The sequence below is a fragment of the Hymenobacter rubidus genome, assembly GCF_016734815.1.
Lineage (GTDB): Bacteria > Bacteroidota > Bacteroidia > Cytophagales > Hymenobacteraceae > Hymenobacter > Hymenobacter rubidus.
The window spans coordinates 65,764-87,134 of sequence record NZ_JAERQF010000006.1 but is presented as its reverse complement, the minus strand read 5'-3'; the positions used below and the strand labels follow the sequence as shown (position 1 = coordinate 87,134).

19 protein-coding genes are annotated in these 21,371 nt (G+C 61.9%); 7 read left to right on the top strand and 12 right to left on the bottom strand.

The genetic code is table 11. The features are described from left to right. Positions 1 to 7 precede the first annotated feature (7 nt). A complete protein-coding gene (locus JKL48_RS06415; RefSeq protein ID WP_201980152.1) occupies positions 8 to 1,333 on the top strand; it encodes a hypothetical protein in 1,326 nt (441 codons plus the stop codon). Here JKL48_RS06415 and folK read toward each other — a convergent pair. Then, positions 1,280 to 1,777, bottom strand: coding sequence for a 2-amino-4-hydroxy-6-hydroxymethyldihydropteridine diphosphokinase (gene folK / locus JKL48_RS06410; protein ID WP_201980147.1), 498 nt, complete (start codon positions 1,775 to 1,777; stop codon positions 1,280 to 1,282). The genes JKL48_RS06415 and folK overlap by 54 nt on opposite strands. Beyond that, positions 1,774 to 2,634: an alpha/beta hydrolase family protein gene (locus JKL48_RS06405; RefSeq protein WP_201980145.1), complete on the bottom strand. Its 861-nt coding sequence runs from the start codon at positions 2,632 to 2,634 to the stop codon at positions 1,774 to 1,776. Before JKL48_RS06405 ends, folK begins: the two co-directional genes overlap by 4 nt. A gap of 171 nt (positions 2,635 to 2,805) precedes the next feature. Between JKL48_RS06405 and JKL48_RS06400 the strand changes: the two genes are divergently transcribed. Beyond that, positions 2,806 to 3,813, top strand: a complete 1,008-nt coding sequence (locus tag JKL48_RS06400) for a polyprenyl synthetase family protein (protein WP_201980144.1) — start codon at positions 2,806 to 2,808, stop codon at positions 3,811 to 3,813. A 359-nt stretch (positions 3,814 to 4,172) separates the two neighbouring features. On the opposite strand, the gene JKL48_RS06395 is transcribed toward JKL48_RS06400, so the two are convergent. Continuing rightward, positions 4,173 to 4,469 carry a hypothetical protein gene (locus JKL48_RS06395; protein ID WP_201980143.1) on the bottom strand — a complete coding sequence of 99 codons (297 nt, stop codon included), beginning with the start codon at positions 4,467 to 4,469 and terminating at the stop codon, positions 4,173 to 4,175. Positions 4,470 to 4,574: 105 nt separating this feature from the next. Between JKL48_RS06395 and JKL48_RS06390 the strand changes: the two genes are divergently transcribed. Then, positions 4,575 to 6,029: a cytochrome P450 gene (locus JKL48_RS06390; protein WP_201980142.1), complete on the top strand. Its 1,455-nt coding sequence runs from the start codon at positions 4,575 to 4,577 to the stop codon at positions 6,027 to 6,029. A 442-nt stretch (positions 6,030 to 6,471) separates the two neighbouring features. On the opposite strand, the gene JKL48_RS06385 is transcribed toward JKL48_RS06390, so the two are convergent. The 3 genes from JKL48_RS06385 to JKL48_RS06375 all read right to left on the bottom strand — a co-directional run bounded on the left by JKL48_RS06385 (position 6,472) and on the right by JKL48_RS06375 (position 10,378). After that, complete coding sequence (locus JKL48_RS06385) at positions 6,472 to 8,394, bottom strand: hypothetical protein (RefSeq protein WP_201980141.1); 1,923 nt, start codon at positions 8,392 to 8,394, stop codon at positions 6,472 to 6,474. Between the two features lie 213 nt (positions 8,395 to 8,607). Continuing rightward, on the bottom strand, positions 8,608 to 9,903 hold the full coding sequence (locus JKL48_RS06380) for a TlpA family protein disulfide reductase (protein WP_201980140.1): 1,296 nt from the start codon (positions 9,901 to 9,903) through the stop codon (positions 8,608 to 8,610). A 4-nt stretch (positions 9,904 to 9,907) separates the two neighbouring features. Continuing rightward, positions 9,908 to 10,378, bottom strand: coding sequence for a Uma2 family endonuclease (locus JKL48_RS06375; protein ID WP_201980138.1), 471 nt, complete (start codon positions 10,376 to 10,378; stop codon positions 9,908 to 9,910). Positions 10,379 to 10,646: 268 nt separating this feature from the next. Here JKL48_RS06375 and JKL48_RS06370 point away from each other — a divergent pair, with 268 nt between their 5' ends. After that, positions 10,647 to 12,926: an aconitate hydratase gene (locus JKL48_RS06370; RefSeq protein WP_201980135.1), complete on the top strand. Its 2,280-nt coding sequence runs from the start codon at positions 10,647 to 10,649 to the stop codon at positions 12,924 to 12,926. 95 nt (positions 12,927 to 13,021) lie between these two features. Next, a complete protein-coding gene (locus tag JKL48_RS06365) occupies positions 13,022 to 13,843 on the top strand; it encodes an alpha/beta fold hydrolase (RefSeq protein ID WP_317191901.1) in 822 nt (273 codons plus the stop codon). 123 nt (positions 13,844 to 13,966) lie between these two features. On the opposite strand, the gene JKL48_RS06360 is transcribed toward JKL48_RS06365, so the two are convergent. After that, the gene (locus JKL48_RS06360) at positions 13,967 to 14,395 is read right to left on the bottom strand and encodes a hypothetical protein (protein WP_201980125.1); all 429 of its coding nucleotides are present in this window, start codon (positions 14,393 to 14,395) and stop codon (positions 13,967 to 13,969) included. A 320-nt stretch (positions 14,396 to 14,715) separates the two neighbouring features. On the opposite strand from JKL48_RS06360, the gene JKL48_RS06355 reads away from it, so the two are divergent. Then, positions 14,716 to 15,657: a toxin-antitoxin system YwqK family antitoxin gene (locus tag JKL48_RS06355; RefSeq protein WP_201980121.1), complete on the top strand. Its 942-nt coding sequence runs from the start codon at positions 14,716 to 14,718 to the stop codon at positions 15,655 to 15,657. A gap of 13 nt (positions 15,658 to 15,670) precedes the next feature. Here JKL48_RS06355 and JKL48_RS06350 read toward each other — a convergent pair whose 3' ends face one another. From JKL48_RS06350 to JKL48_RS06335, 4 genes are all read right to left on the bottom strand, one after another. After that, positions 15,671 to 16,435, bottom strand: coding sequence for a LuxR C-terminal-related transcriptional regulator (locus JKL48_RS06350; RefSeq protein WP_201980118.1), 765 nt, complete (start codon positions 16,433 to 16,435; stop codon positions 15,671 to 15,673). Between the two features lie 329 nt (positions 16,436 to 16,764). After that, positions 16,765 to 17,502, bottom strand: a complete 738-nt coding sequence (locus tag JKL48_RS06345) for an EcsC family protein (protein WP_201980114.1) — start codon at positions 17,500 to 17,502, stop codon at positions 16,765 to 16,767. Between the two features lie 87 nt (positions 17,503 to 17,589). Continuing rightward, positions 17,590 to 18,009, bottom strand: a complete 420-nt coding sequence (locus JKL48_RS06340) for a hypothetical protein (RefSeq protein WP_201980112.1) — start codon at positions 18,007 to 18,009, stop codon at positions 17,590 to 17,592. 112 nt (positions 18,010 to 18,121) lie between these two features. After that, entirely contained in the window at positions 18,122 to 18,883 is a 762-nt protein-coding gene (locus JKL48_RS06335; protein WP_201980110.1) for a glycosyltransferase family 2 protein, read from the bottom strand. Positions 18,884 to 18,946: 63 nt separating this feature from the next. Between JKL48_RS06335 and JKL48_RS06330 the strand changes: the two genes are divergently transcribed. Then, positions 18,947 to 19,681, top strand: coding sequence for an adenine nucleotide alpha hydrolase (locus tag JKL48_RS06330; RefSeq protein ID WP_201980107.1), 735 nt, complete (start codon positions 18,947 to 18,949; stop codon positions 19,679 to 19,681). 18 nt (positions 19,682 to 19,699) lie between these two features. On the opposite strand, the gene JKL48_RS06325 is transcribed toward JKL48_RS06330, so the two are convergent. Beyond that, a complete protein-coding gene (locus JKL48_RS06325; RefSeq protein ID WP_201980104.1) occupies positions 19,700 to 21,316 on the bottom strand; it encodes a MutS-related protein in 1,617 nt (538 codons plus the stop codon). Between the last annotated feature and the right edge of the window lie 55 nt (positions 21,317 to 21,371).

The window sequence follows — 21,371 nt, the reverse complement described above, 5'->3', positions numbered from 1 at the left end:
GCTCCTCATGGGCCCACCTGCTGATGCCGAACCTGCCGCAGCCCGGCACCACCGCCTGCCATTTGGGGCTTGGCTGGTGGCGGCCGGGCTGTTGCAGCTGGCCCTGTTTGCCTACGCTGCCGCGCCCGGCCTGGCCGTCACCAGCGACTCGCGCCTGTACCTGTACGCCGCCCAAACCCTGCGCGATTCCGGCCACTTGCTCCACCCCGATGGGACGCCCTACCGCTACTGGCCGCCGCTGTACCCCGTGCTGCTGCGGGTGAGTGGGTCGCTGGCAGCCATTCGGGTGCTGCACGCCGGAGTGCAGCTGGGCAGCCTCTTGCTCTGGAGCTGGCTGGGGCGGCAGCTATTGCCCGGCCGGCGAGGAATGCTGCTGCCAGTGCTGCTGGCCCTTAGCACGCCTTGGCTGTTGGTGGGCAAGTTTGTCTGGTCAGAATGCGTGTTCATCCTCCTGTTTGGAGCCTACGCAGCGGCTCTGTTTCAGTGGCTGCGCTCGGGCCAAGGGCGCTGGTGGTGGATGCTGACGGCCGTGGGCTTGTTAATGCCTTTGGAGCGCACGTTAGGCCTTTTTCTATTGGCTGGAGTAGGGGCGGGGCTATTGTTGGGCCAGTGGCGGCAGCTAAGTAGGCTGCGCTGGCTGCTCCTGGCGCTCCATCTGGCCCTGAGCACCGTGGGCGGCGTGCTCTGGCAATGGTACGCGCTGCACGCCGGGCCCAGCCGCTACCATCCCAGTCGGGGCTGGGGCCAACTTCTCAGTTCCGGGGCCGACTATGGGTTTGTACTGAGCCGCTGGTTACTGCCGTTGCCCACGGCCAGCCGCGTGTTTCTGCCCGAAATGTTATGGGCGCTGGGGCTGCTGGCATTGTTCGGGCTGCTTTGGCCACGCTGGTCCGAGCCTGAAGCGACCATTCTTAACAAGGCAGCGGCACCAGATAATGCGGCAGGTACTACGCAAAGCTTCGGCCGGCCCGCGGCAATTCCAGCTGCTTTTCAGCCCGCGCAGCTACTGCTGGGCGCTTTGTGGAGTGCCTCGCTTACCCTGGTAGCCCTGGTTGCAGCCCTCACGCTATTTGCCCAAAGTGCTGCCGGCATTCACGATGCGGAGCGCTACGCCAGCGTCCTTTTTGGCCCGGTGATGCTGCTCAGCCTGGCGGCGTGGCCGGCCCGTGCCCCCAGGTGGTTGGGCATGGTAGTGTCGGCAGGCTGGCTGCTCACTGCCGCGCTTCGGGTGGGCCATGTGGCTATCGAGCTGCGCAAGCTTACGCCTCTCGCGCCCGCCTCATTCCCCGGCCCAGGGCCGGACGGGCAGCGGGTCGGAGCAGCGGGCAAGTAGCGCTTCCATCGTGTCGCCTAGCTGCGGATGCCGCAGCGTGCCGGCAATTTCGGCCAGTGGTACCAATACGAAGCGGCGTTCGGCCAAGCGCGGGTGCGGCACGGTCAGGTCAGGCAGGGCAATGATTTCTTCGCCAAAAAGCAGGATGTCGACGTCCAGGGTGCGGCTGCCCCACCGTTCGCGGCGCAGGCGGCCGGCGCGTTGCTCGGCCGCCAGGCAGGCCGCCAGCAACTCGGCGGGTGCCAGTGTGGTGCGCAGGGCCAGCGCCTGGTTGAGAAAAGCGGGTTGGTCCTCTCGGCCCCAGGCCGCCGTTTCGTAGATGCCGGATTCAGCCACGATGTCTCCAGCCGCAGCAGCTAAATAAGAACGTGCCTCGTGCAGCAGGGCGGCCCGGTTGCCGAGGTTGCTCCCCAGCAGTACGTACGCCGTTACCGCCTCGCTCATGCCTGCCGTTGGAAGAACGCGGCGGTGGCTTCGGCAATGTGCCGGGCCGGCGCGGGCAGCTCCGCGTTGGGCCACGGATGCGACCCGCCAAACATGTGCGTGGCCCCCGGCACCAGCACGAGCTCGGCATCGGGCTTAAGCTGCTGGAGCTTGTGCGCGGCTGCCACGTTCACGGTTTCATCTTCCTCGCCATGGATGATGAGCAGGGGCTGGCGCAGCTTCCGGCGCACGTTGTGCGGAATGTCCAGGCGCGGGCGGTGGGCGTGGTAGTCCTCCACAATCTGGTAGTGCATGGGGAGGTCCTGCCCGGTGCGGGTGTTGGGCACGTGCAGCACGCCCGTGCGCTGCCACTCGTCAAACACGGCCTGGGGCCATTGCGGGTGCACTTCGGCAATGGCCGCCCAGGTGGCCACGGCCCGCACGCGTGGGTCCTCGGCGGCTTTGAGCAGCACCAGGCCGCCGCCGCGGCTGTGGCCCACCAGGTACAAGCGGCTCAAATCCATTTCGGCGGCGGGCACAGGCGCGGCGCCGGGGGCAAAAAGCGCATCAATGAGCTGGCCGATGTCATCCAGCTCGATGCTGAAATTGTTGCGGCCGAAGGCCTCCAAATCCTCCAAATCGCCGGTGCCGCCTACCACCAGCCCGTTGTGCGAGAGGTTGAGCTTCACGAACACAAAACCCTGCTCGGCAAAAAAGTCGGCCAGCAGCGGGAAATGTCCCCAATCCTTAAACCCCTTGAACCCGTGCACGAAAAGTACCACGGGCTTGGCCCGGCCATCGGCTTGATAGGTGGCGTCGGCTTCAAAAGCGCGGCCGTGCTGCCGGCCGGTAAGCAAAAAAGACAAGCGAGTGAGCATACCGCGAAGGTAGGGGCGATGGGTGGTGAAAAGGTGAACGAGTGAGCGGATGAACGGACGGGTTTGCGGTTCGGATGGGGTATTGGGCGCAAACAGCGCAGCCCAAACCGCAAACTCACCAGCTCGCCGGTTCGCCACCTCACCATTTCCCGCCGTATCATTGCCGGCGCAATGCCCTTACCATCCACTTTCTCCCTCGACCAGATTCAGGCGCCCATTGCGGCCGAAATGGAAGCGTTTGAGCACAAGTTTCGCCAGTCGATGCGCACCAATGTGCTGCTGCTCGACAAGATAATGGGCTATATCGTGAAGCGCAAGGGCAAGCAAATCCGGCCCATGTTTGTGTTTCTCACGGCCCGCGCCGCCCGCCCCGAGCCCGCCACCGGCGACCCGCTGCCCGACGCCTCCTTCCGCGGGGCCACCCTGATTGAGCTGCTGCACACCGCCACCCTGGTGCACGACGACGTGGTGGACGAAAGCAATTACCGCCGCGGCTTCTTCTCCATCAATGCGCTCTGGAAAAATAAAATAGCCGTGCTGGTGGGCGACTACCTGCTGTCGCGCGGCATGCAGCTGGCGCTGGAACACGACGATTTCAACCTGCTGAAAATTGTGAATAACGCCGTGCGCGAACTAAGCGAAGGCGAATTGTTGCAAATTGAAAAAGCGCGAAAATTAGACATCACCGAAGACGTTTATTTCGAAATAATTCGAAAGAAAACGGCTTCGTTAATTGCCTCCTGCACGGCTGTGGGTGCCGCCTCGGTGGGAGCCGACAAAGAGGCCATTGAGCGCGCCCGCTTATTCGGGGAAAAAGTAGGAATTGCTTTTCAAATTAAAGACGATTTATTCGATTACGGCACCGCTGAAATTGGCAAGCCGGTCGGCATTGATATCAAAGAAAAGAAAATGACCCTGCCGCTGATTTATGCCCTCCAGCACGCCTCCTGGCTGGAAAAACGCCAGGTTATCTTCAATGTGAAAAACAACGAAGGCCACCGCGACCGGGTGCAGCAGGTGATAGAATTTGTTAAAAAATCGGGTGGGCTGGAATACGCTATTCAGACCATGAAAAGATACCGCGACGAGGCCCTGACCATCCTGCACAGCTTCCCGGAATCGCCGAGCCGCACGTCGTTGGAGCAATTAATTAATTACACCATCGAGCGGGAAAAATAGACCTCGGAGTACACGAATTTTAACGGAGGGAACAGATTTTCTGTGGTTCCGCTCTGCTGGAGTTTAGCTAATGAAGCTGTTTAGAAAGTCAAAATCGTTGTCATCCTGAGCGCAGCGAAGGACCTTATCATGTCAAAATAGGCGTTGTTCTGACGTGATAAGGTCCTTCGCTGCGCTCAGGATGACAGACATGCAGGCAAATCAGACTTTCTAAACAGCTTCAATAAAAAAGCCATTCAATTTGAATGGCTTTTTTATTTATTAACGGACCATAAAACGAACAGATTCGCAATAGACAAACATTGCGCAGAACCACAAAAAATCTGCTCCCTCCGTTGAAATCCGTGTAATCTGAGGTCCTATTCGGCCACTTGGTAGCTTACACCCTTTGCGTCGCTCACTTTGAACGTGACGCCGTCGAACGAGCTGTCGACTTCGAGCGAGTGCGTGACGTCGCAGCCAGGACACTTTATCTCTTCTATTTCGTGGTTGTCAGCGTGAGCGGGGGAGTCGGCCTGGTCGTTGGGGGCGGGCACGCCGATGAGGTCGGTGAAGACTTCGGTGTGACAGTGCTCGCACTCGAATTTGAGGCCGACGCTACGGCCTTGCAGGTCGGCGAGAGGTGCGGGCGTGCTGGGTTGTTGCTGAATCCACATAAGTGAAATGGGGTGTTTAGGGAAAGAAAAAAGAAAGGGGTACACTGGGCCGGGGCCCGGCTAAGGTTTACGCGGGTGGTCTGAAAAAAGATGAGTTGGCGGCCGGTGGTTATTTTTGGTGGCCGCATCCAGTTGCGGCCCCAGGAAATGAGCAACGAGCAACAGCGGGCTGCGGCCGCTGCGGGTCCTTTTGTGTTGCCGCGGGTGCCGCGCTGGCGCTCGCTGCTGCGCTCGTTTGCCCTGGCCAAAGACCCGCTGCCGGTGCTGAACGACACGCTGGCCCACTACGGCGATACCGTGGAGCTGTTTATTGGCGGGGTCGAGAAAAGCATCCTCACCCGCGACCCCGGCCTGACGCAGCACATCCTCCAGAAAAACCACCGCAACTACGCCAAATCGAAGTTTACGCAGGGGTTTTCGCGCTACATCGGCCACGGCTTATTGACGAACGAGGGGCCCGACTGGCTGCGGCAGCGCCGGCTCATTCAACCCGGTTTTCATCGGCAGCGGGTGGCGGGCCTCACGGGACTGATGCAGGAAATAACCACCGAAACGCTGGCGCCGCTGGTGGCCCAGGCCGCCGGCGCGGGCGGCGCGGCCACCGTGGAAGTGCACGAGCTGATGACGCGCCTTACCTTTCGCATCATTGCCCGCTCGGTGTTCAGTACCAATTTCCCCGAGGCCGAATTGGACCGGCTGGCAGGGCTGATTACCGAGATTCAGGCGTTTTTTGTGCGCTCCATCCGGCAGCCCTACCTCAAGCCGTGGTTTCGGCTGCGCGGCCGGTTTACGTACCACGACGCGCTGGCGGCAGAGTTGCGCACGCTACTGGCCGGGCTCATCGCCCAGCGGCAACGGGCCAACGCCCAACCCGGCGCCGCGCCCCCCGACGACCTGCTGCAAATGCTGCTCGATGTGCGCTACGAGGACACCGGCGAGCCCATGAGCCCCGACCGGCTCATCGACGAATCCCTCATCCTGCTGGTGGCGGGCCACGAAACCAGCGCCAACGCCCTTACCTGGCTCGCCTACCTGCTGGCCCATCACCCGGCCGAGGCCGTGGTGATTCAAACCGAGATGGCCGCCGTACTGGCCGGCCGCACGCCCACCTTCGACGACCTGCCGCGCCTGGGCGCCGCCCTGTATGCCGTGCAGGAAACCATGCGCTGCTATCCACCGGCCTGGATGGTGGACCGCGTGGCGCTGGCCGACGACGAGTACCAGGGCCTCCGCATCCCAAAAGGCACGCTGTTTTCGCTTTACTTCCACGGCCTGCACCACGACGCTAAGTACTGGCCCGCGCCCGAGGAATTCCGGCCCGGCCGGTTTGCGCCCGGCCCGGCGCGGGCGGTGCAGGCCAATGCCTACGTTCCTTTTGGCGGCGGGCCGCGCCTGTGCATCGGCATGCAGTTCGCCCTCACCGAAATGCAGCTCGTGACGCTGGAATTGCTGCGGCTGTTTGCGATTGAGTGGGTGGCCGGCCAACCGCCCGTCACCATGCAGCCGCTCATCACCCTGCGCCCAAAAAACGATTTTCGGCTGCGGCTGCGGCTGCGCTAAAACAGGTGCCTGGAAGGGTGGAGCAGACAAGCCCGCCCACTTTTGCCGCTGTTTAAGCAGTCGAGTGAAAATAACCGTATTAAAAAAGGCGGTCCTGCTGAGCGCAGTCGAAGCAGGACGGGCTAAATTCAATGCGCTTACTTCTGCACCACCACTTAGCAATATGTTCAAGTTGCTATTATAGAAGCGGTTTCGGAAGGGTCTCGCTCGCCGGTCCGACGCCGTAGGCGTCTGACCGGTCGTAGGTCACCGGCCGTTGGCGCCTCGTTCGGGCGGCCACCGGTCGGACGCCTACGCCGTCGGACCGAGCGGAACCGACTGCTTAGCGCGGTGTCGGGGTTGGTGTAGAGTAGCGCGAACGACAAAGTTCGCGCTACTGACCGAACGTACATTGACTTCGAAACGGCTGTAAACAACTTCATAACCAACCGCTATGCCGGAGCTACTTCACCGCTAGCTCCAGTGTTACTTCTGGGCCGGGAAAGCAAAGCGGTACGGCCTCGAAGCCCGGCACAAAGTTGAACACCCGGCTGGTGGGCGCCGGCGAAGGCGCAAAGGCCTGCGTAGCGCTAACGAAAAGGGTAGCCCCACGCTTAGCAAGCTGCAAACGGCGGTCAGATTGCGCGGTAAAGCGTTCGGTGGCAGCGGCAATGACGGGGACGACAATGCGCACCTGACCATCGTAAGGCCCGGGTTCTGCCACGAAGTGAAGCGACACCTTATCGGCCGTGAAGAGGTATGTCAGCCGACAGGTCACGGGGCCGGCGGGCGGGCTTCGCTGGTCCCTGTCGACCAGTTTTGCTACTACCGTGACGGTGCTTTGCCCCGCCGCATCGTGCACGACCGGCACCGCGCTCAGGTCGCTGATGCTCATAAAAAGCTCCTCGCCCAGCCGCAGCTCCACGCGGGGCGTGAGGCAGGGCGCGGGCGGCGCGGAGTCGGGCGGCATGTTGCCGGCCTCAAAGCGCTGGTAGGCATTCATGCTGGCCGCCAGCAGCGGGCCTGCTTTCTCATGCCACAGCAAGCTGAGCGCCCCACCCGAGGCGTGGCCGTTGCGGTAGGTGTTGTATTCGCAGTCGTAGCCCGTAACGGTGGCTCGGTAGGGGCCCTGCGCCAGCAGCCAGGTGGCAATGTCGCGGACGTAGCGGCTGCCGTAGGCTTGCTCGCGCGGCAGCCGCACGCGGCGCAGGTCGGGAGCAACCGCGGCCGGCTGGTCGAGAATAGTCGTCAGGGCTTTGAGGTGGCAGAACGTGTGGTGGACGCTGGTGGGCACGTGCGCGGCGGCATGGGGGCCACCGGTGAGCAGGCCACCCACGGTGCAGTGCTGCAGGAGCTGGGTGTTGCGAAGCGCGGCCTTGTAGAAGCGCGGGTCGCGGCCGGCCAGCAGGGCAAATGCGGGCTGGCAACCGTCGGAGGTGCGGCTGCCCCAGTAGGTCCACTTGTAGTTGCGGCTGCCCCAGCTGTTGTCCCAGCCGCCATCGGGCAGCATAAATTCCAGGTGCGCCTGTAGCCCGCGGGTGGCGGCGGCCAGCACTTCTTCGTCGTGCACCAAGTGGCCGTAGAGGGCCAGCGCCGGCAGCGATTCCTCCACGTTATACCCCAAATCAACGGGGTAGCAGCCTTTTGCGCTGGTTTGGAGCGCGGGCCGGCCTTCGCCCACCAGCAGGTTGCTGGCGGGTGAGAAGTAGCCCAGGGCTCCGTGCGCCAGTGCCTGGGCTTTCTGCCGGAAGCGGGGCACGTCCAGCACTTCCCCGAGCAAGGCGAGGCCGTAGGTGGCCGCCACGGGGTAGTTAATGTTGCCGTATTCCAGGGTAAAGGTGTCGTAGATAAAGTTGCCGGCCTTCAGCAAGCGGTCGAGCAAAGCGGCCTTGAATTGGTTGTCCAGCACGGTGCCGTGGTTTTTCACGGCCTCGGCCAGCGCAACGGCCATAAACACGGTGGTGCCTTTCCAGGAGCCTTTCTGGGGCTCGTTCAGCCAGGAGCCGTCGGGTTGGCTCACCCGGTTTTCGGCCCAGCGGAAAAGGAGGTGGGCGGCGTCCAGGTACCGGCTTTGCTGGGAGCGGCGGGCGGCCCGGAGCAAGGGATAAATGGTTTCGGCAATACGCCCCGGCACGCCCGCATCGCCGGGCCCGCGGATGCCGCCGTAGTCGAGGCCCTGCGCCGCATCCGTTACCTGCAGCTTCAGCAGCGCCGCCAGCCACTGCTCGGCCAGCTGAGCGCTCAGCGTGTACAGGTCGGCCGACGGGGTGGGTGGCAAGGCCAGCGCTTCCAGGGTTCCGATGCTGCTCAGGATGCCCGCGCCGGCTACCGCGCCCGTTTTGAGGAAGCTGCGCCGGCCAATACCTTCGGGCTTGAGTTCGGGCATAAGAAAAGACAGTGGTGGCGCGGATGCTCTTGGCGGCCAGCGTCAGCGGCGGTTGGCTTTCGCAAGCAGGGCCTAAAAGTAGGCCTTGCGCCGTTTGCCACGGCGCTTTTTCTACGAAACCGTTTGCGGAAATAAAATGGCCCCTTCCCAACTGCCGGCCACGTAGCGGGCAGCAGCGAGAAGGGGCCAGCGAAAGCCAGGCGGCGTTGCTGCTTATTCCTTCAGCAGCTTGTCGATTTCTCTATTGAAGGCCGCCGTTTCTTCTGCGTAGTACTTGCCCGTGCCCGGTCCTGAGTAGCCCGTGTGAATCTTTCGCACGTTGCCCTTCTTGTCGAGAAATATGGTGGTGGGGAAGGCCAGGAACTTGGCCAGCTGCGGCAGCGACTTGGCCACCGAGTCCTTATTGGCCACGCCGGCAAAGGCCACGTCGTAGCCCATGTGGAACCGTTCGCGCATGCTGCGCAGCTTGGGCGCGGCCTTGGCATATTCGGGGCTGCGCTCGTAACCCAAGCCGATAATTTCCACGCCGCGCTGTTTGTTCTTCTCGTACCACGGCGCCAGGAAGTTGGTTTCGTCCATGCAGTTGGGGCACCACGAACCCAGGATTTGCAGTACCACCACCTTGCCCCGGTACTTCGGGTCGGTAGGGGAGATGCTGCCGCCTTCAACGACGTTTGGAAACTTGAAATTCAGCCGGCTTTCGCCCTTTTTGAGATAGGTGAGGGTGTCGGCATCGGGCAGCTTGGCGTTGGGGTCGGGCACGGCCGTCCAGGTTTCATGGCCCGCTTTGCCGGAGTAGAAGTCGCCTTTCAGTATGCCATCAGGCTGTTTATCTGCTGTGAACAGAAAAGCATGACTACCATCGAAAGTCGTCAATTCTATTCGGTTACCGAATCGGTGTCCATTCAAATAGCGGTAGTCTCCTGTAGTCGTGAGAAACGTGCCGGTTACGGGTGCTCTATGTAGGTCTTCCTGTTTGAAAACACCTACTGCTTCGTAAGTCTCATTGTCATCACCCTTGAATTTAGTCCGCCACGTGCCATTAAAATCACCCCAATCATCAGCTTCGCGGGCAGGGAACAGCATTGTCCCTTGAGTTGCGGTCAGCGGCACCCGGTACGGCGTCTTCGAGTCATACTTCACCCATATTCCTTTCAGCTTGTCCTTGCCATCGGCGCGTACCACCAGCGCGGCATCAAAGGCGTGCATGCGGATAGTCGTGGAGTCGCCGGCCGAGGAGATTTCCTCGCAGCGCAGCCGCTCCTCGCCATTCAGGCCTTTATTAATGAGGTAGACCACCAGCTTGCCGGCTTCGGTTTTTACCTCGAACAGGAACGGGATTTCCTGGCCCTGCGCCGCCAGCACGCCGCGCCACGGGCCGGGCGTGAGCACCGGGGCCGTGGCGCCGCTGGTAGCAGCCGTTTCGGAAGTAGCTGTGTTGGAGGTGCAGGCGGCGAGGCCCAAGCCTAGCGTGATGGTAGCTGAAAGTGTTTGGAATCCAACACGCATTGGCTTAGCGGAAAAGGGTGTCAAGATTGATTTCTATTTGGGTGGCGGGGTCACGCAGGAGGCCGCTAGTGAAAACCTGCGGCGGCTGACCCGGTAGAAATAGGTATATATTGCCGACACGCGGCAGCACCAGCCACGCCGACTGCACGCCACTTGTCAAGTATTCATCCTGAATTTTTCCGACCAAATAATCAAAAGATTGGGTCGGTGATAGGATTTCAATAGCCGTCACTGGAGGTTGCACGACGCGTAGTACATCGCGCCGATAATCGTATTGTTGGCGCGGCAAAAGAGCTACATCCGGCTTTAACCGTCCGGCGCTTAGCTCAAATTCCAGCTCAGGCAAAATATCGTACTGTTCTTCATAAGGCAGCAGCGCCATACTGATGCGATGAATGAGCCGAGAATGGTTTAGCGACCTGGCTTCTTCGAGAACTACCTCGTTTTCAATAATTTCGACGGCCTGGGTTTCCATAAGGCAAGAGTGTTTGAGCAAATGTAATGTCCATGTCCAATGCAGGCACAACCCGGCCCGCGCGCATTAGGTTGCCGCCCGCCCTCCGCGACTCTTCTGCGAAACCCTCTGCCCCCTCTGCGGTGAAAACTGCCAGAACGCCATTCGCAAAACCTGCGTTAATCCCTCCGGCAAGCTAAAGCTTACCACACAAACCCGCTTTCGGCTAGGTCCAACTTCCCGTGGGTGCTACATTTGCGCCACCACTCTTTATAATAACACGCATCCTATGGCTTTCGACCTGGAAATGATTCGCGCCGTGTACGCCGGCATGGGTTCCCGCATCGAGGCGGCCCGCGCCGCCGTGGCGCGCCCGCTCACCCTCACCGAGAAAATTCTCTACGCCCACCTCTACGGCGGCGAAGTAAAGCAGGCCTATGAGCGCGGCGTTTCCTACGTCGATTTCGCCCCCGACCGCGTGGCCATGCAGGACGCCACCGCCCAAATGGCGCTGCTCCAATTCATGCAGGCCGGCAAGCCCACGGCCGCCGTGCCCAGCACCGTGCACTGCGACCACCTCATTCAGGCCAAAGACGGCGCCACCGAGGACCTGGCCGAAGCCAACACCGAAAACAAGGAGGTGTACGACTTCCTGGCCTCGGTTTCCAACAAGTACGGCATCGGCTTCTGGAAGCCCGGCGCCGGCATCATCCACCAGGTGGTGCTTGAAAACTACGCCTTCCCCGGCGGCATGATGATTGGCACCGACTCGCATACCCCCAACGCGGGCGGCCTGGGCATGGTGGCCATCGGCGTGGGCGGCGCCGACGCCGTGGACGTAATGGCCGGCATGGCCTGGGAATTGAAATTCCCGAAGGTGATTGGCGTGAAGCTGACCGGCAAGATGAACGGCTGGACTTCGGCCAAGGACGTGATTCTGCGCGTGGCCGGCATCCTGACCGTGAAGGGCGGCACCGGCGCCATCGTGGAGTACTTCGGCGAGGGCGCCGAGAGCCTCTCGGCCACCGGCAAAGGCACCATCTGCAACATGGGCGCTGAAATTGGTGCCACCACCTCGGTGTTTGCCTACGATGAGAAAATGGGCGACTACCTGCGCGGCACCGGCCGCGCCGAAATTGCCGAAGCCGCCGCCGCCGTGCGCCAGCACCTGCGCGCCGACGACGAGGTGTACACCCAGCCCGAGCGCTACTTCGACCAGCTCATCGAAATCGACCTCAACACGCTGGAGCCCTACGTGAACGGCCCGTTCACGCCGGACGCCGCCTGGCCCATCTCGCAGTTCGCCGCCGCCGTGAAAGAGCACGGCTGGCCCGAGAAGCTGGAAGTGGGCCTCATCGGCTCGTGCACCAACTCGAGTTACGAGGACATCACCCGCGCCGCCAGCATTGCCAAGCAGGCCGTTGATAAAGGCCTGACCGTGAACGCCGAGTTCACCATCACGCCCGGCTCGGAACTGGTGCGCTACACGGTGGCCCGCGACGGCCTTCTCGACACCTTTGCCGATATGGGCGGCGTGGTGCTGGCCAACGCCTGCGGCCCGTGCATCGGCCAGTGGGCCCGCCACACCGACGACCCCAAGCGCCGCAACTCCATCATCACGAGCTTCAACCGCAACTTTGCCAAGCGCAACGACGGCAACCCAAACACCCACGCTTTCGTGGCCTCGCCCGAAATCGTGACGGCCTTCGCCATCGCCGGCGACCTCACCTTCAATCCCCTCACTGACACCCTGCAAGGCACCAATGGCCCCGTGAAGCTCGACGAGCCTCAGGGCGTGGAAATGCCGCCCCGCGGTTTCGCCGTGGAAGATGCCGGCTTCCAGGCCCCTGCTGCTGATGGCAGCACGGTGCAGGTGCTGGTGAGCCCCACCTCGGACCGTCTGGAGCTGCTCGAAGCGTTCAAGCCGTGGGAAGGCACCGATTTGAAGGGCTTGCGCCTGCTCATCAAAGCCCAGGGCAAGTGCACCACCGACCACATTTCGATGGCCGGCCCGTGGCTGAAATACCGCGGCCACCTCGACAACATCTCGAACAACATGCTCATCGGGGCCACCAACGCCTTCAACGGCGAGGCCAACTCGGTGCGCAACTTCGCGGTGCAGGGCGACGGCTACACCACCGTGCCCCAGTCGGCCCGCTCCTACAAGAGCCTGGGCATCGGCACCGTGGTTATTGGCGACGAGAACTACGGCGAAGGCAGCTCGCGCGAGCACGCCGCCATGGAGCCCCGCCACCTGGGCGTGCGCGCCGTGATTGTGAAGAGCTTCGCCCGCATCCACGAAACCAACCTGAAGAAGCAGGGCATGCTCGGCCTCACCTTCGCCAACAAGGCCGACTACGACCTGATTGAGGAAGGCGACACCATCGACATCCTCGGCCTGACGGACTTCCAGCCCGGCAAGCCCCTGCAGGCCCGCCTGCACCACGCCGACGGCGACACCGACCTCATCACCCTCAACCACACCTACAACGAGGGCCAGATTGAGTGGTTCAAGGCCGGTTCGGCCCTGAACCTGATTCGCCTGAAAGAAGCGGGCCAGACGGTGTAATTACCGTCAGCCAGTAGCTTAAGCTGCCACGGCCGCCTCGCGAAACCGGGGCGGCCGTTTTGTTTCTGGACAAGTATTGCAGAGCTTTACGCACCGTGAAAGCCTGCCTGCTTTGCATCTGCCTGCTTGTTTGTCAATTCCTGGCGGCCGCCCAGCCCGCCATCCCCTACGGCCATAACCCCGCCGCCGGGCACTACCAGCTGGTGCGCGGCGTGAAGCTGTACTACGAAACCTACGGCCAGGGCCCGCCGCTGCTCCTGCTGCACGGCAACGGCGACAACATCTCGGCCTTTGCGAAGAACATTGCCTATTTCGCCCAGCGCTACCGCATCATTGCCGTGGACAGCCGCGCCCACGGCAAGTCCGTGGACCCGGGCGATTCGCTAAGCTTCGAGATGATGGCCGATGACTTCGCGGGCCTGCTCAGCAGCTTGCGCATCGATTCGGCTTATGTGCTGGGGTGGAGCGACGGCGGCATCAATGCGCTGGTGCTGGCCCTGCGCCACCCCGAGAAGGTGAAGCGGCTGGTGGCTACCGGCGCCAACCTCTGGCCCGATTCTACTGCCTTGGTGCCCAGCCTGTGGCGCCAGCAGCAACGCGGCTACCAGGAAAACAAGAACGTGAAATTCACCGACCCCAAGCGCAAGAATGACTGGAAGGTGTTTTGCCTGGATGTGTTTCAGCCCAATATTTCGCTTTCAGCCTTGCGGCGAATCTGGGTGCCGGCATTCATTATTGCTGGCGACCGCGACGTGATTCGGCCGGAGCATACGGTGGCCATCTACCGCAGCCTGCCCCGCGCCTGGCTGTGGATAGTGCCGGACAGTGGCCACGCCACCTTGCAGGAGCATGCCGATGAATTTAACCGCAAAACCGACGCATTTTTTCGGGCGAAAACTACGCGTGCCAATAAATAGAAGTAGGCTCCGCCGGGTGCGGCCTTGCCTTGGCCGTGACTGTTATGGAAGAAGACTTCGACGCAAATGGCCACGCGCCGTTGGTTTAGAACAAACCATACAGGAATTGTGGGCGCCCGTCTATTAGCGGTGGTCAACTGCCAGCCAGCTGGTGTTGGGTTCGGCGAGTGGCTGATACTCTTTTAGTAGCAAGAAACTACGGTTCTGGCTTGGCGTGAGCACCGTATGCAACGCAGCGTAGTACTGCCGGGTAAGCGCGTCCCGCGTTTCGAGGCAAACGGGAAGGGTGCCCGCAGGCTGCCAGTGAAGCGAGTCGAGCTGGGCCAGGTGATGGCCCACGCAGCGCTGCACCGCCACCTGCTGGCGACGGCTGAGGCGGAGCATATCGGTGATATAGGCCGTCAGGGCAGTGGTTTGCAGCCGAACCGAGTCGACGCGGGGCTCGGCATGCTCGTCTGCGTAAGCAGCAGGCCTTAGCAGGCGGTTTTGGGCGATGCAGGGCGGCGCGGCCAGCAACAATAGCCCGGCAAACAGGGGCAGGAGCTTGTTCATAGGAGCGGGGTAATCATAAGTGATGTAACAAACTTACCCTGAGTACATGAGGCGAAAATGATAAGCAGTCTGGGCTGGCGTGGCGCTGGAAATGAGGCCCTGGCAGCCAGGAAACGGCGGTGGGAGCGCAGGCGAGGCTGCGCATATTGCCGGGCCTGCCGCACCGCATTGCCAATCACGGGACGGTTGGCCTGCATTTTCTGGTTTTTTTGGGGCTCAAAGCCCACGGCAACCGGGCGAACCGTGCAGGCACGTCCCGTGCCGCTTGTGCTTCTGAATAGGGGTTCGTAATTTGGAGCTTCCGGGACGAAGAAGCCAGAATGAAACCGACTGTGATGTTGCTCGTGCTGTCATTTGTGGTCAGCAGTCCTGAAGTGCTGGCCCAGCGGGAAACCCTGTCTGTGCAGACGAAAAACAGGGATGGCGTGGTAGAAGAATACGGTGTTTTAAACAACAACAAAACCATCCGGCAGGGCCCCTACATCCGGTACCGTCCGCTGGGCCGTTTTGCGGGGGTGGCGGTGCTGGAAGCCGGCAGCTACGAAAACGGGTTGAAAGAAGGCGAATGGCGAAGCTTCTCGGATGAATACCCGTGGAACAAGCTGCTAAGCAAAGGCAGCTACTACGCCGGGCTACCCGACGGCTTGTGGCAGTACTATCACTGCTACTGGATAAAACGTCACGGCGAAGTAGAAACGGTCCCCAATGGCCGCAAAACCAAGGCCGGCTTGCTGGTTTCGGTGGTCGATACTTCGGCCATCTTACAGGCCAAGGGCATGAACTACGCGGGGGTAAAAGCGGGCGTTTGGGTGTATTACGATGCCCAACACAACGTCATTCAGAAAATCAACGAGTCGACCCACCAACTGGTGTACTGGCGCCGGAACGCGCAGGCGCCCGTGAGCGGCCCGGCCGTTGCCGAAAATCACCCGTTGCTGTACGTGGGTGGCAAGTACCTGCTCGGGGATGCCATTCACCACCACCTTATTGCCTTTTCACAGCTAAAAAGGTATCAGACGGGCAATGCAGAATTCGTGTTTTCGGTGGATGCCGCCGGCCGGCAAACCCGCCTGGCGCTGGCGGTGAACGTACGGCCCAATGCGTTCGAAGACTTCGTCTTATCGGGCCTGCGCAACCTGCCCACCACCTGGCTGCCGCAGGTGGTGAACGGCCAACCCGTGGCCGCCGACTACCGGGTGCGCGTAAGCATCCAAGAAAAGAATGATAACGCGCAACTGCTGGTGGATATGCTCGGCGATTGAGGAAGCGGAGTCGCTAGGGCCGCTCGTCCAGGTGCTGAAGCAGGTGGTGGATGCTCTGCGAGCCCACCTTGTGCCGAATGTTTTTTCGGTGCTTTTGCACGGTAGCCGTGCTCAGAAACAGGCGCTCGGCAATTTGCCGGCTGGTCATTCCTTCCACCACCATCACGGCAATTTCCTGCTCGCGGGCGCTCAGAGCCGTGGGCAGGGCTTTGCGCTGCGCATGGCGCACGAAGGCGGCGAAATCCGGCCGGTTCACATGAAACCGAACGTCGTTGGTGACTTTGTGCGCGGTGATGTCGGTCAGGATGGCCGCAGCGGCTATCATGGCGCCGTTGGGCTCGCGTTCCAGAATAAAGCTCTGGCGCAGCACCCGCAGCCAATGCCCCTGGGCGTGGCGCAGCCGGTAATCGACGGAGAAAACCATGCCCGTCAGGGGGTTATCAAGCCGCTCGATGATGTACTGGTTGAGCAGGCGCGTCGCTTCCGTCACGATGGGCGCGTCGTCGGGATGGATTTGCGAATAATGGAAATCGGTGGTGAACTCCTCCGCCGAATAGCCCAGCAGCCGTTCCACGCCGGTCGAAACAAACGACGTTTGCTTGGCGCGGTGGTCGAATACGCATAGGCCCTGCAGGTGGAACAGGGCCAACGCGAGCTGCTGTCCCAGTGCTACCGCCGTTTGCGACACGGGCGCTTCCGGATTGGCGTAATGGGCTGGCGTCCACACGCCGGTAACCGAAGCGAAAGTTGCGGAAGGAAGAGAAGAAGGCTGGCTCATTGACTATTTTACCACAGCAAGCAAGAGGATTGAGTGCCGTATTCAGTCGTGTGTTTGGTGCGTTTCAAAGCCACTAGCGAACTCGCTGCCGCCAATGACTCAGCGGAGTCGAGAACTTAAAATTACTCGAAAATAGGAACAGAGTCGGCTATAAGGTAAGGAAGCTGGTTGAGAACCTGTTTAGGAAGTCGCTGGCGCGCGACAGCGACTTCCTAAACAGGTTCTGAGTTAGTCGGCCTCGGGTGCCTATCGGTCATCCTGAGCGCAGCGAAGGACCTTTTCACGCCAGCGTAATGGCCGTTCAGCGGTGATAAGGTCCTTCGCTGCGCTCAGGATGACAGTTCATCGGCCGCCGCAAAGTGGCGCAGGCGGTAGCAGTTCATGGCCGTGTGTCCGAGCTGTTCGATGAGCTTGTAGTTGGCCACGGCGCCCACGGCCGCGCCGATGACGGGCACCAGCTGGGCCATTTTGGCCAGGTCGATGTAGTCGCGGTATTCCTGCTGAAAGGTGCGCCAGTCGAATTCCTCCGGGTTCAGCGGCAGGGTGAGGCGGTAGGCGTCCCAGTTGGCCAGGCGGCGGTAGGTGGCGTTGCGGGTGTGCTGGCTGCTGAACGTGAGCTGGAACACGTAGAGCAGGTACAGCCGCTCGGTGTAGTCGTGCACATCGTAGCCATAGAGGGCCGCAATGTCGAACAGCAACTTGATTTTCAGGCCCAACAGCAGCGGAAAATCAGCCAGTCCGAGCAGGAAGCCACCCGCCCCGGTCACGGCACCTTCGGCCGTGGCCATGGTGCGGTAGTCGCGGATGCGGGCCTGCACTTCACGCTCGCGAAAGGCCAGTGAGGCATCGGCCAGCGGCCGGCTGGTGGTGTAGCGCGAGCCGAAGAGCACGCCCCGCACCATCTGCTTGATGGCGGCGGTAATGGCCTGGTGCAGTTTTTCGGGCAGAAACGCATTGAGCCGAACCTGCACGCGGTGGGCAAAATTGTTCAGCCGTGAGGGTGGCTGCTGCATGCGCTGCTGCCAGTCCTGAAGCTCGGTTTGAGCTTGGTGTTCGTCGGAAGTCATGGGCGAAATGTAGCGCGAACATTGTGGTTCGCGCGCTAGGCGGAAACCCAGCCGGCGCGAGGACGCGAACCATAATGTTCGCGCTACTTACAGCGTGGCTACTTCGGCGGCCCGGTCTTCGCGGGGCTTCGTCACGAGGTAGTAATATAGCAGAATGCCCAGCCCGGTCAGGAAGGGCACCAGCGCCAGGTGCTTGCCCGTGATGTGCGGGGTTATCTGCACGGTGTCGAAGCCGAAAAACTCGCTGCTCATCCAGAGCGAGTTGGCGGTAATCCAGAACACGATGGCCAGGTTGTGCGCCAGCTCCGAAGCATAGGCGCGGGTGCGCCAGGCAATGACAATGGCAATGCCCAGAGTAGGCAGCACCATCAGCAGGCCCAACGGACGCCACACCAGGCACCAGGCAATGTCTTTCAGCAGCCAGAACAGAATGTGCGTGTTTTCCATCTTCCGGTAGGCGGCCGGGATGCTGTATACTTCGGCGGTTTCGGGAGTAGGGGAGGCCATGAGCGGGTAAAACTCAAAAATAGGGAGCGCACCGTTTCCGGCCTAGTCCCGGCAAAGCAAGGCCACGCTCTGGGTTGGAGCGTGGCCTTGCTTTGCTTAGCCGACAGGCGGGCTACTTCCCCGGTTCCGCTATTTCCAGCGCCCGCAATTGCGCCGCGTATTTCTGGTAAATGACCCGCAGGTCGGCCGTATGCTTGGCCGCATCCACCCCAATGCTCACGTTGCTGGCGTGGAAGCGGTGCAGGTGGCTGATGTGCGGGCACACCACCGGCAACTGCCCGGCCAGCAGAAAGCGCACGTACAAGTCCAGGTCCTCGGCCATTTTCAGCTCTCCGTCGTAGCCGCCCACCTGGTCGAAAAAAGCGTGGCTGTAGCACACGTTGCCCTGGATGAAATGCTCGCCCCTGAAAATGGCCTGGAGCATGGCCGTAGGCGAGTCGAACACCCAGGCGTAATAATCCTCGTTGGGCAGATAGCGGCCCTGCTCGTCCACGCGCAGAAAATCGGCCACGAACCACGGACGGCCGGGGTTGGCATCGATTTGGCTGGCGTAATGGAAGAGGGTGCGCTGCAGCATGATGTCGTCGTCGTCGAGCGGCACCAGCCAGGCCTCCGCCGGCGCTTCGCGAATGAGCTCATTGCGGGCCCGGCCCGCCAGCTCCCGGCCGGGCGTGTGCCAGTGGCGCAGCAGCGGGCCCGGCTGGGCGGCGGCCTCGCGCAGGTAGGCGGCCGTGCCATCGCGCGAGCCGTTGTCGTAAATCAGGTGCTCCAGCGAAAAGTCGAGCGGAGCGCTCACGTTGGCGCGCACGCTGGCCACGGCTTCGGGTAGCAGGGGCCGGCGCTGGTGCGTGGGGGTAATGATTGAAAAATGCATATCCTGCTTGTTCGGCTGGCGCGCCGAAAAGTTGCCGGCATCGGGGAGTTACTTTGTGCACCCATGAAACAACCGGCAATTTTCAACTGGAGCGGCGGCAAGGATTCGGCCCTGGCGCTCTACAAAGTGCAGCAAAGCGGCCGCTTCGATGTGCAAACCCTGCTCACCACCGTGAGCGAACCCTACCAGCGCGTGTCCATGCACGGCGTGCGGGTAGCATTGCTTCAGCAGCAGGCGGCCAGCCTCAGGCTACCCTGCCGCCAACTGCTGCTGCCCGAAATGCCCAGCATGACTGCCTATGAGGAGCTGATGGCGGCCACCCTGCACGACCTGCAAGGCCAGGGCGCCACGGCGGCCATTTTCGGCGATATCTTTCTGGAAGACTTGCGGCGCTACCGCGAGGAAAAGCTGGCCGCCGCCGGCTGGGAGGCCGTATTTCCGCTGTGGGGCGTGCCCACGGCGGAGCTCATTCGTGAGTTTATCGGCCTGGGATTCAAAACCATCACCACCTGCGTCAACGAGAAATACCTGGACCAAAGCTTTGTGGGCCGGGTAATTGATGAGGACTTTTTGCGGGACTTGCCAGCCCATGTGGACCCGTGCGGCGAGAACGGCGAGTTCCACACCTTTGTGTTCGACGGACCCTTGTTTCGGGAGCCGGTGGCTTTTGAGAAGGGCGAAATCGTGTACCGAAAATACACGCCGCCCCCTAAGGCTGCTGACTCCGATTACGAGTGCGGTGACGGCGACGACCCCAGCCCCTTTGACACCGGATTTTGGTATTGCGACCTGGTGTAGCGCGGCGGCTGGGCGGCGCTACTCGGGGAGGCTGCCGGGCTGCGGCGCTGCTTCGGCTGGGGCCAGGGCGTGGCTCAGGGCTTGTGCGGCCTGCACAATGCTGGCTGGGTAGCCGGCGCGGGCCAGCAGCCGAATGGCGTTGCGGGTGGTGAGCGGGCCGGGCTTGAGGCGGTAGTCGAAGAACCAGTCCGTTTCGGTCACGGTTTCGGAAAAGTGGTATTCGGTGAACATGGGAGCCAGCAGGCCGCCCAGCTCGCCGTCGTGCGTGGAGGCTAGCACCAGGCTGCGCGGCTGCAAATGCGCCAGCACGGCTTGGGTAGCGGCAATGCGCTCCACGGTATTGGTGCCTTTGAACAGTTCGTCGAGGATGAACAGGTAGCCGCCCGGCACCGCGTCGGCGGCCCGGATGAAGCCGAGCACAGCTTCGGCTTCGGCAAAATAATAGCTCTTGCCTTCGGGAAGATTATCGGCGAGGTTGATGCTGGACACCACCCGCCGAAACGGCGCGACGTATGCCGCTGCCGGGCAGGTGGCAATGGTTTGGGCCAGCAGCACATTGAGGCCCACGGTGCGCATAAACGTGGTTTTGCCCGACATATTGGAGCCGGTGAGCAGCACGCTGTGGTCGTGCACCGTCAGGGTATTGGGCACGCAGCCGGGCACCAGCGGGTTGTAGGCGTCGGCGAGGTGCAGGCCGGTGCCCGCTGCCTCAAACTGCGGCGTGCAGTGCGGGTGCCGCGCCCGAAAACCAGCCACGGCCACGGCACAGTCCGCATAGCCCACGCCCTCAAACACGGCCCGGATGGCGCCCGCGTGCTGCTCTACTTGCTGCCGACAGCTGTGGTACACCATAAAATCGAGCAGCAGCACAATCTTGGCGTATTGCAGCAGCAACCACGGCAGCATAGAAAGGTCGGACTGCAACTGGCCCTCGAACTGCAAAAACGCCACCTTGTTCACAATGGCGCCGAGGCGGCCCAGGGGCGTAGCCAGCCCACGCAGCCCGGCCAGCGGCAGGCCCAGCGCCACCAATTCCTTGCCCGCCCGGTACAGGCCGCCGAGCTGAAGCATGGGCCGCACCCCCGCCGCAATGCGCGTGCGGTACGACAAATGCAACAAGGTATGTACCAGAAACAACCCCATCGAACCCAGCCATAGCGCCGGCTGCCAGAAGCCGCCCACCACCGTAGCCAGTAGCAACAGCACCAAGGCCGGCGCGGCGGCCGTCCATTTCAGCTCGGGCAAGGGGTTACCGGTCAGCAGGTCGGGCAGGTAGTAGGCTTCCGTGGAGGTCAGGTGGCTGAGGGCCAGCAAGGCTTTACCGCGCGGGGCGGCCTCGGCGAAGAGTTGGGCTGCTTGGTCGAATTCCTGCAAAGCTGCCTCATCGTTCAGAGGGCTCAGGAGGCGGTGGTACAGGCACTGCTGCCCCACGCGGCTGACGGTTCCGTCGAGCAAAGCAAACAACTCCTCGCCGTTGAGGTCGGTCCAGGTCTGGTCGTCGAGGCGGTGGTAGGCGGGGCGGGCCTGCTCGGCCGCATGGTAGCGCGCAATGAGCGGGAAGTTGTGAAAGCGCGGCGTTGGTTGGCGCCAGTCGGCTTCGAGGGCAGCCAGCCGGGTCGCGGGAGAAGTCCACATGGGCAGATGGGCCGCACCCAGTAGATGGGGCAGCCTGGCAAAAGTACTGGCCGCC

Bases quoted from the DNA above. Each gene is read 5' to 3' on its own strand.
- JKL48_RS06350 (WP_201980118.1), bottom strand. From the start codon at position 16,435: ATGAGCCAGCCTTCTTCTCTTCCTTCCGCAACTTTCGCTTCGGTTACC.
- JKL48_RS06340 (WP_201980112.1), bottom strand. From the start codon at position 18,009: ATGGCCTCCCCTACTCCCGAAACCGCCGAAGTATACAGCATCCCGGCC.
- JKL48_RS06400 (WP_201980144.1), top strand. From the start codon at position 2,806: ATGCCCTTACCATCCACTTTCTCCCTCGACCAGATTCAGGCGCCCATT.
- JKL48_RS06375 (WP_201980138.1), bottom strand. From the start codon at position 10,378: ATGGAAACCCAGGCCGTCGAAATTATTGAAAACGAGGTAGTTCTCGAA.
- JKL48_RS06360 (WP_201980125.1), bottom strand. From the start codon at position 14,395: ATGAACAAGCTCCTGCCCCTGTTTGCCGGGCTATTGTTGCTGGCCGCG.
- JKL48_RS06355 (WP_201980121.1), top strand. From the start codon at position 14,716: ATGAAACCGACTGTGATGTTGCTCGTGCTGTCATTTGTGGTCAGCAGT.
- JKL48_RS06345 (WP_201980114.1), bottom strand. From the start codon at position 17,502: ATGACTTCCGACGAACACCAAGCTCAAACCGAGCTTCAGGACTGGCAG.
- JKL48_RS06405 (WP_201980145.1), bottom strand. From the start codon at position 2,634: ATGCTCACTCGCTTGTCTTTTTTGCTTACCGGCCGGCAGCACGGCCGC.
- JKL48_RS06385 (WP_201980141.1), bottom strand. From the start codon at position 8,394: ATGCCCGAACTCAAGCCCGAAGGTATTGGCCGGCGCAGCTTCCTCAAA.
- JKL48_RS06370 (WP_201980135.1), top strand. From the start codon at position 10,647: ATGGCTTTCGACCTGGAAATGATTCGCGCCGTGTACGCCGGCATGGGT.
- folK (WP_201980147.1), bottom strand. From the start codon at position 1,777: ATGAGCGAGGCGGTAACGGCGTACGTACTGCTGGGGAGCAACCTCGGC.
- JKL48_RS06335 (WP_201980110.1), bottom strand. From the start codon at position 18,883: ATGCATTTTTCAATCATTACCCCCACGCACCAGCGCCGGCCCCTGCTA.
- JKL48_RS06380 (WP_201980140.1), bottom strand. From the start codon at position 9,903: ATGCGTGTTGGATTCCAAACACTTTCAGCTACCATCACGCTAGGCTTG.
- JKL48_RS06325 (WP_201980104.1), bottom strand. From the start codon at position 21,316: ATGTGGACTTCTCCCGCGACCCGGCTGGCTGCCCTCGAAGCCGACTGG.
- JKL48_RS06330 (WP_201980107.1), top strand. From the start codon at position 18,947: ATGAAACAACCGGCAATTTTCAACTGGAGCGGCGGCAAGGATTCGGCC.
- JKL48_RS06395 (WP_201980143.1), bottom strand. From the start codon at position 4,469: ATGTGGATTCAGCAACAACCCAGCACGCCCGCACCTCTCGCCGACCTG.
- JKL48_RS06415 (WP_201980152.1), top strand. From the start codon at position 8: ATGGGCCCACCTGCTGATGCCGAACCTGCCGCAGCCCGGCACCACCGC.